We start from the raw sequence: 12791 nt of genomic DNA on the forward strand, positions 1-12791 counted from the left end.
CATCTTCCGGCCTATGCCGCCGACAAGCCGAGCCAGCCGTGGAGGCCAACATAGAGGCCAACGGCGGCGATGAGGAGGCAGCTGACATAGGGCGCGCGGCGCATGAGGATGTCGAATCCCGGCCAGCGGCGCGCGGCGTGGTGGACGCTGAAGGCGGCGGCCGCACCCACCGTGACCAGGGTCACGGCGAGGCCGATGCTGAAACAGAGGACCAGGGTGGCCCCGAGCGGGATCTCTTTGAGCTGCAGGCAGAGCAACAAAACGGTGATGGCGGCGGGACAGGGAATGAGCCCGCCGGTCAGGCCGAAGAGCATGATCTGCGCATTGGTCACATGGCGGCCGGCGAAGCGGCGCTGGATGTCGGCGGCATGGGCGCGCTCATGGGCATCGGCATCATCGTCGATGGTGAGGGTGAGGCCATGCGGTGCACCATGGGCGTGGGCGTGATCATGCTGATGCGAATGCCCGTGCGTGTGATCATGGTCGTGGGTGCGCCCGTGGTCATGCCCCGCATGTTGATGCACCGGATGCCGGTCGCGGCGCAGGCGGATGAACATCCAGAGGGCAACGGCAAGGATGATGATACCGGACGCGAGCTGCAGATAGGGTTCGAGCGTTTCAGCATCGACCCCGCGCCACAGATACATACCGCCCAATGCGATGACCCAGACAACAGCGGTATGCGAGATCGTCGCCATGAGGCCCAAAAGCACCGCCTGCCCCATGGTGCCGCGGATGGCGACGATGAAGGCCGCCATCATGGTCTTGCTGTGGCCGGGCTCCAAACCATGGAGGGCGCCGAGCAGGATGGCGCTGGGGATGAAGAGCCAAGCATGGGCCGCACCCTGATTCAGCAATTCGGCAAAGGGTGTCATAGCGCAGCCTTCAAAGATATTTCGCGATTTCCTTGAACTCACGGATCGGTGCCCGGGCGTCGCCCTTGCCGCTCGTCCGGTTGGTCCCGGCATGGTCCAGGCAATGATCTATATGGTCCTGGATGAGATTGCGTTTGGCCTGTGTGATGGCCCTTTCCACCGCATGCAGCTGCTGGGCGATGTCGAGGCAAGCGCGGCCGCTTTCGATCATCTCCACCACCCGCCTGAGATGCCCGTCCGCGCGCTTCAGGCGCTTGACGATGTCGGGATGGCTTCCATGGAGATGCGGCTTGGTCATCGGTCATGTCCTATCCTGGGGGAAGGGATATGGCATGTAAGAAGGGGATTGTCCAGGATGGGAAGATGTGGCGCGTTGGCAGGGGCGTATGAAGGAGAGAGCCATCACTTGGCGCCCCCCTCCCGCCCACCCTCTGAAGGTCGGAGGTGCTAAAACGTGGTCTTGGCGCCCACTCGGCCCGATGCCCTCCCACCTTTAGGAGAGAGGGTTGGGTGGGAGGCCGGCACGTTCGCTTTCAGCCAGTGGCGCAACGCGGCGACGGAATCCGGATGGCGGGGTTTTCGCGGCGTGATGGTGTAGTAATCGACGCCAACGTGGAGTTCGGCTCCAAGCACCTGGACGAGGCGACCGGCCTTGATGTCGGCATCGACCAGGAAACGGCTGGCGAGCGCCAGGCCCTGGCCGGCGATGGCCGCGTCGATGGCGAGAGCGGTCTGGTTGAAGTGGACATGCTTGGGTGCCGCCGGCATGGCGCCGCGCCGCGTCTTGTCGGCAAAGGCGCGCTCGAGAAAGGCGGGCCAGAAATCATGGAAATCATGGAGCAGCGGATAGCGGGCGAGGTTGCTGCCCGTCTCCGGCCGCCCTAGCTTTCCAACAAGTGCCGGACTCGCCACGGCGATGACGATCTGCGCGACCAGAAGCTCGGCATCAAGGCCGGCGCCGAAGGGCGGGCGCCCCAGGCGGACGGCGAGATCAACCGCGTCGTTCTGGAAATTGGCCAGCCGGTCGGTAGCGAGGATCCTGAGATCGATGGCGGGATGCGCCGCATTGAAATCGGTAAGGCGCGGGATGAGCCATTTGGCGGCAAAGCTCGGCGTGACGCTGATGGTGAGGTGGCGCGGCTCCGGCCGCAGCGACGCGGTCCCCTCCGCGACCAGCTCGAAGGCGCGGCGGATATAGCCGATATAGGCCAAGGCCGCCTCGGTCATGGTGAGCGAGCGCGCGCCCCGGTCGAAAAGAGCGAGGCCCAGTTCCGCTTCAAGCCCACGGATCTGCTGGGCGACGGCGCCTTGCGTCACACCCAGTTCCTCGGCCGCCAGCCGGAAATTGAGATGCCGGGCGACAACGTCGAAGACGCGCAGCGCGTTGAGGGATGGCAGGCGGCGGCGGACTGGCATGTGTATAGTTTTTCTACTGGATCATGGGTCGAAATCTGGTTCGCCGATCTCTGCAGCCGCATGATAGCATTGCTTCAGATAGCGATAAACCCAAGTGATGAATGGAGCGGCAAATGGCTGTAGAAAAAGTGGCGGTCGTGGTGGGTGGTGGCAGCGGCATGGGTGCCGCCGCGGCACGGCGTCTGGCAGCCGACGGATTCAAGGTCGCGGTCCTCTCCTCCTCTGGCAAGGGCGAGGCGCTGGGCAAGGAACTGGGCGGCATCGGCGTCACCGGCTCCAACCAATCCAATGATGATCTGAAGAAGCTTGTCGACCTCACCATGGCCAAATGGGGGCGTATCGATGTGCTGGTAAACAGTGCCGGCCACGGCCCGCGGGCGCCCATCCTGGAGATCAGCGATGAAGACTGGCACAAGGGCATCGATGTCTATTTCATGAATGTGGTGCGCGCGGTGCGGCTGGTGGCGCCCGTGATGCAGAAGCAAAAGGACGGCGCCATCATCAATATTTCGACAGCGTGGGTCGGCGAGCCTTCCGCCATGTTCCCGACCTCGGCCGTCGCGCGTGCGGGGCTTGCCGTCTATACCAAGATCTTCGCCGACACCTATGCCGGCGAGAATATTCGCATGAACAACGTGCTGCCGGGCTGGATCGACAGCCTGCCCACAACGCCTGAGCGGGCGGCGAGCGTGCCGATGAAGCGCTATGGCACGTCGGAGGAGGTCGCAGCGACCATTTCCTTCCTCGCCTCGCCCGGGGCCGCCTACATCACCGGGCAGAGCCTTCGTGTCGATGGCGGCATCACGCGCGGGGTTTGACGGTCATCACCCGTCACGCGACAGTCCCGTCACGCGGCAGTCCCTTCACGCGACAGTCTCTTCCCGCTGCGGGCGGGGCCGCGCCTGAAGATGTCCACTTGGCACCGCGCGGAGCAAGACAGCTTTCTTTCAGTTAGCTGACAGTCACTTGGGAAAAGTGACTTCTGTCAGGTCGCTGTCATGTTCGCGCTCGATATTGTCCGGCCGTCTGACTTGGCCGCGCGGCCTTCATCATTGCGCGCGCTGTGCACAAGGTATGTTCCGGCGATGCCGCGCTTCGTTTCCCGACAATATGGATTGCTGGTGTTCTCATTGGCCACGGCAGTCATGGCCTTCATCCTGCTGCTGTCGCCGCTGCGGTCGAGCGATTTCGTCATCGATCCATTGAACGCGCTGGTCGCCACGGTGATGGGACTGACGCTTTACCGGCGGCTGCAGGTCAGCACTTCCCATGTCGTGCTCCGCGCCGCCGCCTTCATCTGGCTTTCCGTGCTGGTGGTGACACTGGTGCTGGAATGGCTGCCGGTGCACCGGGCGGAACTGCGCGATGTCTTCAGCCTGAAGGAATCGGCCGAGGTCTTCCTGTGGCTGCTGGCGCCCATCGGCCTCTTCATCGTGTCGCGCTTCGAGCGCGTGCCGGCGTTGGTCAAGCTGCTACTGATCTGTGGTTTTCTTGTGCAGACCGTCGTGGTGGGGCTGGAATTCATCGAAGAGTCGCCGCATCTCGGCGTCTCCCCCGACGGGGCCGAGACGTTCTCGGATTTCGCCCAGTTCGTCTTCCTGCAATTCTACCTGATCGCCTTTGCGTTGCTGCTGCTTTACGCCGGCTGGTCGCCCATTTCGCGGCATGCGGAATCTGACGTGCATAGCGGCCCGCTTGGCAATCGCGCGCGGCATATCTTCGACGCTTATCGTCTGTTCACCAAGGGCCGCTTCCCCAAGCAGCGCGTGGCACATTGGCCGGGCGTCCTGCCGATCATCGATTTCGGGCGCATCGTGCTGTGGACCGGAACCTTGGGGATGGAGGTGCAGCGCAATTTCGGCGTGCCGATCTTCCGCCAGATCATCGATATCCTGCTGTTGATGATGCATTGCGGCCTGGATGCGCAGGCCTACTACATGCTGGAACTCTATCGCCGCGACCGGCAGCGCAAGGCCGGCCAGTATCTGACGCGCTACGAGACCAAGAACGGGTTGCTCACGGCACTCAACTACCTCATCCCGAAAAATGGCCACCGCAGCAACTTGTCGGACAAGGCGGCGTTCGACCGCGTATGCGTCGAGCATGGGCTGGAAGTGCCGCGCATTCTGGCCGTGGCACAGCATGGCGAGATCGCCTGGCGCAACTTGCGGCGATTGACGGAGGTGCCGGGCCTGTTCGTGAAGCCGGCGGTTTCAAAAGGGGCGCGCGGCACTGAAATCTACACCGTGGTGCGCAATACAACTGGCACCGGTAGCGCGCAATACATGTCACCCGACGGTACGCTGCTGAGCGAACTCGAACTGTCGACGCGGATCGCCGGCCAGTCGATGGAAGAAATGCTGCTGGTGCAGGAGCGGCTGGAAAACGCGCCATCGGTGGCACCTTTTGCCCAGGCCTCGCTGGTCGTCATCCGCGTCATCACCTGCCTTGACGCCCAGGGACGGCCGACCGTGACCCACGGCATGCTGCGGGTCCTCAGTAAATTGGAAGCCGGTTGGCCGAGTGCTGCGGAATATGGCGCGCCGGTTGATCTTGCGACCGGCGAGCTTGGCTGGCTCAGCAGCGACAAGCGCGAGGACGCCTTCGACTTCTTCGACCATCACCCGGTCACCGGCGCCCGGGTTGCCGGCGCCCTGCTGCCGGAATGGGCCGCCGTGAAGGCGCTGGCCCTGCGTGCGCACGATGTCTTCAACGACCGCTTTGTCATCGGCTGGGATATTGCGGTAACGCCTGAGGGGCCGGTGCTGATCGAGGGCAATGCCTATCCCGATTTTGCTTTCCTACAGCGGGTGCACCGGCAGCCGGCCGGCGAAAGCCCGATCGGGCCGCTGTTGCAAAGCGGGCTCGACCGGCTGGTGGCCGTTAGGGGTGGCTGAGCGGATTCGTTGCCACCGCTCTTGTCATCCCCGCTTTCGGGGGGCGACAATTAGAAATCAATCCTTCGAGCTGTCGAAGAATTCCTTCACCTTGGCGAAGAAGCCTTCGCTTTGCGGGGAATGGTTGCCGTGCTTCTGGCCTTCGGCTTCGAACTGGCTCAGCAGTTCCTTCTGCTTCTTGCTCAAGTTCACGGGCGTTTCGACACTGAGCTCGACATACATGTCGCCGCGCGATTGGCTGCGCAGCACCGACATGCCCTTGCCCTTCAAGCGGAACTGCTGGCCGGTCTGGGCGCCGTGCGGCACGGTCACTTTGGCGCGGCTGCCATCGACGGTCGGAATCTCGATATGGCCGCCAAGGGCTGCCGTGGTCATGGCGATCGGCACGCGGCAATGAATGTTGGCGCCGTCGCGCTCGAACAGGCGATGGGGTTTCAGGCTGAGGAAGATGTAGAGATCGCCCGAGGGTGCCCCCATCATCCCGGCCTCGCCTTCACCGGCCAGGCGAATGCGGGTCCCTTCCTCGACGCCAGCCGGCACATTGACCTGCAGCGTCTTCTCCTTGGCCGTGCGGCCTGAGCCGTGGCAGGTCTTGCAGGCCTTCTCGATCACCTTGCCGGCCCCACCGCAATGCTGGCAGCTGCGCTCGATGGTGAAGAAACCCTGCGTTGCACGCACCTTGCCGTGGCCGTGGCAGGCGGGACAGGTGATGGGCTGTGCGCCCTTTTCACCGCCGGTGCCGTGGCAGTCGTCGCATTGGATCGAGCTCGGCACGCGGATCGTGGTCTGCTTGCCGTGGAAGGCTTCCTCGAGCGTGATCTCCATATTGAAGCGTAAGTCAGAGCCGCGACCGCGGCCCTGGCCGCCGCCGCGACCACGACCCATGAAGTCGCCGAACATCTCGTCGAAGATGTCGGCAAAGCCGCCGGCATCGAAGCCGGCACCGCCGCGTGCGCCGCCGCCATGGCCGTTCTCGAAGGCGGCATGGCCGAAGCGGTCATAGGCAGCACGCTTCTGCTCGTCCTTTAAGACGTCATAGGCTTCGTTCAATTCCTTGAACTTGGCTTCCGCCTCGGCGTTCCCGGGATTACGGTCGGGATGGTATTCCATCGCCTTCTTACGAAAGGCCTTCTTGAGAGCATCGGCGTCGGCGCCCTTCTCGACTCCCAGCGTTTCGTAGTAATCGCGCTTCATGATGCAATCGTCTGCAGTAAGTTGGTTTCAGACAAAGGGAGAGGCCGGAACCTGTTATCAGGCCCGACCTCTCTTCTCCTCATTGGCCTCTGCGAGGCATGGGGCTTAAGCGCTCTTGCCTTTGCGCTCGTCGACTTCCTCGAAATCGGCGTCGACCACCTTCTCGTCAGTCGAAGCCTGCGCACCGGCATCATTGCCGGCCGCTTCGGCACCCGGGGCACCTTCGGCGCCAGCACTGGCCTTATAGAGCGCCTCGCCGACTTTCATCAGCGCCTCGGTCAGGGCCTGCGTCTTGGCTTCGATCGCTGCGATATCCTCGCCATCCTTCACGGATTTGAGGTCGGCGACGGCAGCGTCGACCTGCGCCTTGTCGGCCTCGGCCACCTTGTCGCCGGCATCCTTCACCTGCTTTTCGGCATTGTGGATGAGGGCGTCGGCCTGGTTCCTGGCTTCGACCAGCTTCTTGCGCTTCTCGTCCTCGGCCTTATGGGCCTCGGCATCCTTCACCATCTTCTCGATGTCGCCATCGGACAAACCACCCGAGGCCTGGATGCGGATCTGCTGCTCCTTGCCGGTGGCCTTGTCCTTGGCCGAGACGTTGACGATGCCGTTGGCGTCGATGTCGAAGGTCACTTCGACCTGCGGCACGCCGCGCGGGGCCGCCGGAATGCCGACGAGATCGAACTGGCCGAGGATCTTGTTGTCCGCGGCCATTTCACGCTCGCCCTGGAAGACGCGGATGGTGACCGCGGTCTGGCCGTCCTCGGCGGTCGAGAACACCTGGGACTTCTTGGTCGGGATCGTGGTGTTGCGATCGATGAGGCGCGTGAACACGCCGCCCAGCGTCTCGATGCCCAGCGACAGCGGGGTGACGTCGAGCAGCAGCACGTCCTTCACTTCGCCCTTCAGCACTGCGCCCTGGATGGCGGCGCCGATGGCGACGACTTCGTCCGGGTTGACCGAGCGGTTGGGCTCCTTGCCGAAGAACTCCTTCACCTTCTCGAGGATCTTGGGCATGCGGGTCATGCCGCCGACCACGATCACTTCCTGGATGTCCGAGGACTTCAGGCCGGCATCTTTGAGCGCCTTGCGGCACGGCTCCATGGTGCGCTCGATGAGGTCGTCAACGAGGGCTTCGAGCTTGGCGCGCGTCAGCTTGATGATGAGGTGCTTGGGGCCAGAGGCATCCGCCGTGATGAAGGGCAGGTTGACTTCGGTCTGCATCGCGGAGGACAGCTCGATCTTGGCCTTTTCCGCAGCTTCCTTCAGGCGCTGCAGAGCGAGCTTGTCTTTCTTCAGATCGATGCCGTTCTCTTTTTTGAACTCTTCGGCCAAGTAGTCGATGATGCGGGCGTCGAAATCTTCACCGCCGAGGAAGGTGTCGCCGTTGGTCGACTTCACCTCGAACACGCCGTCGCCGATCTCGAGGACCGAAACGTCGAAGGTACCGCCGCCAAGATCGTAGACCGCGATCACGCCGCCGTTCTTCTTGTCCATGCCGTAAGCCAAGGCAGCCGCCGTCGGCTCGTTGATGATGCGCAGGACTTCGAGCCCGGCGATCTTGCCGGCATCCTTGGTGGCCTGGCGCTGGCTGTCGTTGAAATAGGCGGGAACCGTGATAACGGCCTGGGTCACCTTTTCGCCGAGATAGGCTTCGGCCGTTTCCTTCATCTTGCCGAGGATGAAGGCCGAGATCTGGCTGGGGCTGTAATTCTTGCCCTGGGCGTTGACCCAGGCATCGCCATTGTCGCCACCGACGATCTTATAGGGGACAAGGTCCTTGTCCTTCTTCGTCAACGGATCGTCAAAGCGACGGCCGATGAGGCGCTTAATGGCAAAAAGGGTGTTTTCCGGGTTGGTCACGGCTTGGCGCTTGGAGGCCTGGCCGACCAGACGCTCGCCGGAATCGGTGAATGCGACCATCGAGGGGGTGGTGCGGGCACCTTCCACGTTCTCGATGACCTTGACGTCCTTGCCTTCCATGACGGCGACGCAGGAATTGGTCGTACCGAGATCGATACCGATAACTTTGGCCATGGTATTCATCCTTTCTTGCGGCAAATCCCGCTCTTCGGGCCTTCCAAACTGAAGCACCCTTTTCGGGGATCCCCGACTTTTGCGACGACTGACTGATCAGATATGCCCGGGGCGGGATCAGATTGACCCGGCCTTAGGCAGTGGTTTCGAGGGGATATATAGGCCGTTCCGCAGGTGACGCAAGATCGTCGTCATGGGAATCTTAACGATTATGGCAGCTTGTCGCGGATGCGTCGGGGAGCTGGCGCCAATTCCGACTATCTAGGTAGGATATTGCCGCCGATCCGGCCGGTGATGGGCGCTCTGACAAGAACCGGCAAATCGGGTAGCATGGCGCCATGGGGAACCTGGAAAAGACTGTCGAATCAACGCAGCTGCCGCCACCGGTCGATGCCGACAAGCTGCGCAAGCGGCGCAACAACATTGCGGTCATGGTGCTGCTCGGTGTCGATGTGCTGGTCGGCGCTGGAATTGCGGCCGCCGGTGTCGTGGCGCTGCAAAGCGACGCCATCGCGGTGGCAGGCGCCGCCCTTGCCACCATCGGCCTGCTCCTGATGCTGGTCTATCAGCTGGTCGGGCGCGAAAGATAACGGCACCCTGACTGCCCGACGCTCAGCCGAACTGCGGCAGGCCCAAAGCCGTGTTGATCTCGGCGCGGGGGCTCATGGCGCGGGCGGCGAGTGCCCCGCCTTGGGTGAGGCGCGCGCGCAAGGCGGCCGTGCGGCGTTCGGCGAGCAGGGCCATGACGCGGGCCGAGACCATGTCGAGCTCGCGTGCCACCAGTTCGGCCAGATCCGTGCGCGGCGGCAGCGGGTCGTTCATCAGCGCCACATGCCGCTCGCGCAGCAGCCGCGCCATGATGATAGGGACATAGCGGGTGGGCTGGGCGCGCGCCGCCCGTACCTCGCCTTCGAACCAGCGGTCGAACATGTCGGCGGGCGCGCCGCGCACCAGACGCTGGTTGCGTCGCCGACCCAGCCAATGGGCGATCGGCCAGCTGGGTTTCCAGAGGGCGCGGGGACGTGCCACGGGCAGGTCAAAGACCCGTACCTCGCGGCCCGTGAGGGCCGCATCGGCCACCATCGAGACGCTGTCATTGGTGACGATGAAGGAATGGCATCTGGCCAGCAGCGCCGGATAGGGGTTGCGATCGCCAAGGCCCGGCTCGAACGCAAACAGCACATGCGGCGACCGGATCGTCGCCTGAAGATGCGCCACCACTTCGGGCGGGGTGCGCGGCGAGGTGGCGACGAGCAGGCGCGCACCGGTTTTATCAGCGAAGGCCAGTGCCTCGCGCGCTAGCTTTTCGCCGTCCTTGGCGCCGAACTTGATCGGATTCGAGGGACCCCCGACCAGCACGCCGATCGACGGTTGCGCGACACCGTCGAAGAGCGGTGCATAGGCCTTGGCGGCGGCGGCCAGGGCATCTGGCTTGCGCGCCGTCATCGGCAGGCTGAGATGCAGCACGTTTGGCCCGCCGGGCAGCGCGTATTGCGCCGTCGTCACCAGGAGATCGACGGTGGCGAACGGGTCCTGGAAACGGCCGATCTGCACATGGATACAGTAGGGCGCGTTGTGCGTCTTGATCCAGCGTGCAACAGGCGCCGCACGACGCCCGACGGCGATGATAAGGTCGGGCCACGGGTCTGTCTCTGTGGCGTGAAGGGGATCGCTTTCCGCGAGCTTTACATGGCGCAATCCGTCGGCCGGGTCGCTGCCGGGAACGGGCCCGCGCGCGAACTTCAACTGCTTGACCACCAGGCGCCAGCCGAAGCGTGCCTCGAGTGCCGCCCCCAGCGCCAGGACCTGCTGATTGTCGCCAAGCCTTGCCCCTTGCAGCAACCAGACCACGGCCCCATCGCGCGGCGAAGAACTGCCGAGGGCGGGCAAGAGAGCGGCGGGCGAAAATGACTGGGACATGGGGCGATCTCGGGAATCAGCTGCGCAAGAGATAGCCCGAAGTTAACGGAGGGTCGATGACAAGTTGCTGACGGCCTCGTGTCGCCTCGGTGACGGGAAGCTGGGCCAGGAAGTCCGGGCAACACTGACGGGACTTTCTCGTCAGGCGACGACCGCCAGGACGCGGTGACGCGCCAGAAGCTCTGACGGCCGCAGCCCGAATGCACGGTGAAAATCCTTGGCAAATCGGCCGAGATCGCCGAAGCCACAGGAAAAGGCCACTTCGCTGACCGTTGTTGCAGGTTGGGGATGCTCCAGCATCTGGCGCGCCTGCTGCAGGCGCAGGCGGCGCGCGAACTCCATCGGGGTACAGCCGCGGCTCTCCTTGAAGCTACGAAAAAGGGAGCGCGCTGAGGCACCGCTGACTTCTACCAGATCCTCTATTGTGATCGGCTTATCCCAGTTCGCTTCGATATGTGCCTCGACTCTGCGTACCTGAAAAGGGGCTGCCTTCGGCGCCGACGCCGCCAGCAAACTGGTACCGCCGACAGCACCAACCGAAGCCAGACTGGTGATGAAGGCTTGCTCCAATTCGGCAAGAAAGACCGGCTGCTGATTGGTGCCTGCATTGTCAATCCATCTAGTCATGCAGCCAAGGATCTGCATGGCCATGGCCGATTGTGGTGCGGTGAGGTCGAGCGTCGCGTCAATGTTGAGCGCCGACAGTGACCGGTCGGTCAGGATCGCAAGCTTCCGTTCCATGCGCTCTCGGTGCACGCGCCAGCAAATTTGGCCAAAGCCGGCAGCAAAATCCACGTCGGATGCGGCGGTTGAGAGCACCGCTTTGTCAGCGGTCACCAGATGCGTTTCGCGGCCCCGGCAAGTGGCGCCTTTGCCCCCATGCCAGAGGCGCAGGCGCAGCATGCCGTCCTCCGGGTATCGCATCGTCACCTGGGTGTTGGACCAGCTGAACCACAATTCGCTGAGAGGCAGGAAATAATGATTGCCGAACGCATGGAAGTCGTGTCCGGCCGACCCGACATTCAGGAGTTTCGCGCCGTTGAGTGGGTTGAGCGTCGCTTCGAGCGCGTCGATGCGCGCCACATCGAAGACGCGATGCGCGCCGAGAATTTCCTGGGCGGGGGCAATAGGCTCGCTCATGCGACGCCCAACTGTTTTCGCCCACGCACCAACACGTCAGAAGGCCGCTCGCCAAAGGTTCGCTGAAACTCCCTGGCGAAATGGCCGGCGTCGCCGAAACCGCAGGTGAAGGCGACCATGGTGACCGTGGTGTTGCTTTGCGGCAATGACAACATCTGGCGTGCATGCTGCAGGCGCAGGCGCCGCGCGAACTCCATGGGGGTGCAGCCGCGGGTTTCCTTGAAACTGCGGAAGAGCGAACGCGCAGAGGCGCCACTGACTTCTACCAGATCCTCGATCGTGATCGGCTTATCCCAATTGGCTTCGATATGCGCCTCAGCCCGGCTTAGTCGACGCGATCCGGCCCCCGGCGTTGCGCCTTCAAGCAGTGGTCGTCCGCTGTGATCACAAGTGGCGAGAAAGGCGCTGATGAGCGCCTGCTCCAATTCCTTGACGACGAGCGCCGAGGAAGGATTAGCTTGCAATTCGACCGATTGTATCAGGCAGTCAAACAGCTGCTTGAGGACCATGCCTTGCGGCGACGTCAGGTCCAGTGCGGGTACAAAATCCAGAGCATAACCAACAGGGCGGCCCGTCAGCAGGGCCAGGCGCTGTTCAAGTATTCCCTTTGGAATGCGCCAGACGAGTTGCTCGAAATCCGCGGCAAAATCGATTTCAACTTCGGCCCGGGAGATGCAGGCTTGACGCGCCGTGACGCCGGTCAGCTGACCACGCTCCCAGGTGCCTCCCGCGCCCTGATGCTGGAACTGCAGCCTGATGTAGTCGCCATCGGGGAATTTAACCGATAGCGGCATGCCGTAGGCGCAAAACCAAAGCTGACTATGTGTCAGCAGCGCCGCATTGGCGACGGCCTCAATATTATCCCCGCGGACCGGCAAACGGGCGAACTTCGCACCCAGCTGGCCTTCCAGTATTGCCGACAGCCGGTCGAAGTTGGAAACGGCAAAAGCGGGGAATTTCGCCAGCCTGCGCGTACCGTTTATGGTCGTTGACGCGGACATCAATTTCGCCCTGTTGTGTCAGCAGACTGTGACCCCGATTTATTAAAAGTCGTTAAATTTCCTGACCGGTAGCTGTCGGGTTCTCCACATCTTTAGTATAATAAATAAAATTCTCCGAACGGCGTTTTGGCGCCGCGCACACGAATATTGTCCTGCGCATCCGCCGTTATATCCTATTTCACCCCTCAGGATGTGCCGATGCGACGACTCTGGTCCTAACTCGCAGGGACCGCGAACCTATCCTGGCGTATATAGGTTTCATTCCCGCACATTTTTGGCAGTAGGTGCTTAGTCTTGGCACTCGGCGCCGA

Annotated in this window: 11 protein-coding genes; 3 read left to right on the forward strand and 8 right to left on the reverse strand. The window is 62.8% G+C overall.

Annotation, left to right across the window (positions count from 1 at the left end; genetic code table 11):
- Nucleotides 1–11: 11 nt before the first annotated feature.
- The 3 genes from SMD31_RS09110 to SMD31_RS09120 all read right to left on the reverse strand — a co-directional run bounded on the left by SMD31_RS09110 (nucleotide 12) and on the right by SMD31_RS09120 (nucleotide 2291).
- Nucleotides 12–875, reverse strand: a complete 864-nt coding sequence (locus SMD31_RS09110; RefSeq protein ID WP_320500500.1) for a nickel/cobalt efflux transporter — start codon at nucleotides 873–875, stop codon at nucleotides 12–14.
- A 10-nt stretch (nucleotides 876–885) separates the two neighbouring features.
- Nucleotides 886–1173, reverse strand: a complete 288-nt coding sequence (locus SMD31_RS09115) for a metal-sensing transcriptional repressor (RefSeq protein ID WP_320500501.1) — start codon at nucleotides 1171–1173, stop codon at nucleotides 886–888.
- Nucleotides 1174–1322: 149 nt separating this feature from the next.
- Complete coding sequence (locus tag SMD31_RS09120; RefSeq protein WP_320500502.1) at nucleotides 1323–2291, reverse strand: LysR substrate-binding domain-containing protein; 969 nt, start codon at nucleotides 2289–2291, stop codon at nucleotides 1323–1325.
- A 113-nt stretch (nucleotides 2292–2404) separates the two neighbouring features.
- Between SMD31_RS09120 and SMD31_RS09125 the strand changes: the two genes are divergently transcribed.
- Nucleotides 2405–3109: an SDR family oxidoreductase gene (locus tag SMD31_RS09125; RefSeq protein ID WP_320500503.1), complete on the forward strand. Its 705-nt coding sequence runs from the start codon at nucleotides 2405–2407 to the stop codon at nucleotides 3107–3109.
- A gap of 303 nt (nucleotides 3110–3412) precedes the next feature.
- Nucleotides 3413–5188, forward strand: coding sequence for a sugar-transfer associated ATP-grasp domain-containing protein (locus SMD31_RS09130; RefSeq protein WP_320500504.1), 1776 nt, complete (start codon nucleotides 3413–3415; stop codon nucleotides 5186–5188).
- A gap of 57 nt (nucleotides 5189–5245) precedes the next feature.
- Here the strand turns inward: SMD31_RS09130 and dnaJ are convergent, their stop codons facing one another.
- Together dnaJ and dnaK are read right to left on the reverse strand one after the other, a co-directional pair.
- Entirely contained in the window at nucleotides 5246–6385 is a 1140-nt protein-coding gene (dnaJ, locus tag SMD31_RS09135) for a molecular chaperone DnaJ (protein ID WP_320501021.1), read from the reverse strand.
- Nucleotides 6386–6487: 102 nt separating this feature from the next.
- Nucleotides 6488–8476, reverse strand: a complete 1989-nt coding sequence (dnaK, locus tag SMD31_RS09140) for a molecular chaperone DnaK (protein ID WP_320500505.1) — start codon at nucleotides 8474–8476, stop codon at nucleotides 6488–6490.
- Nucleotides 8477–8757: 281 nt separating this feature from the next.
- Here dnaK and SMD31_RS09145 point away from each other — a divergent pair, with 281 nt between their 5' ends.
- The gene (locus tag SMD31_RS09145; RefSeq protein WP_320500506.1) at nucleotides 8758–9009 is read left to right on the forward strand and encodes a hypothetical protein; all 252 of its coding nucleotides are present in this window, start codon (nucleotides 8758–8760) and stop codon (nucleotides 9007–9009) included.
- Nucleotides 9010–9031: 22 nt separating this feature from the next.
- Here the strand turns inward: SMD31_RS09145 and SMD31_RS09150 are convergent, their stop codons facing one another.
- The 3 genes from SMD31_RS09150 to SMD31_RS09160 all read right to left on the reverse strand — a co-directional run bounded on the left by SMD31_RS09150 (nucleotide 9032) and on the right by SMD31_RS09160 (nucleotide 12480).
- On the reverse strand, nucleotides 9032–10339 hold the full coding sequence (locus tag SMD31_RS09150) for an ELM1/GtrOC1 family putative glycosyltransferase (protein ID WP_320500507.1): 1308 nt from the start codon (nucleotides 10337–10339) through the stop codon (nucleotides 9032–9034).
- Between the two features lie 141 nt (nucleotides 10340–10480).
- Nucleotides 10481–11479 (reverse strand): helix-turn-helix transcriptional regulator, encoded by a 999-nt coding sequence (locus SMD31_RS09155; RefSeq protein ID WP_320500508.1) that lies wholly within the window; start codon nucleotides 11477–11479, stop codon nucleotides 10481–10483.
- On the reverse strand, nucleotides 11476–12480 hold the full coding sequence (locus tag SMD31_RS09160) for a helix-turn-helix transcriptional regulator (protein ID WP_320500509.1): 1005 nt from the start codon (nucleotides 12478–12480) through the stop codon (nucleotides 11476–11478). The genes SMD31_RS09155 and SMD31_RS09160 overlap by 4 nt, the downstream gene beginning before the upstream one ends.
- Between the last annotated feature and the right edge of the window lie 311 nt (nucleotides 12481–12791).

The sequence above is a fragment of the Dongia rigui genome, assembly GCF_034044635.1.
In the GTDB taxonomy this organism is placed as follows: Bacteria; Pseudomonadota; Alphaproteobacteria; order Dongiales; family Dongiaceae; genus Dongia; species Dongia rigui.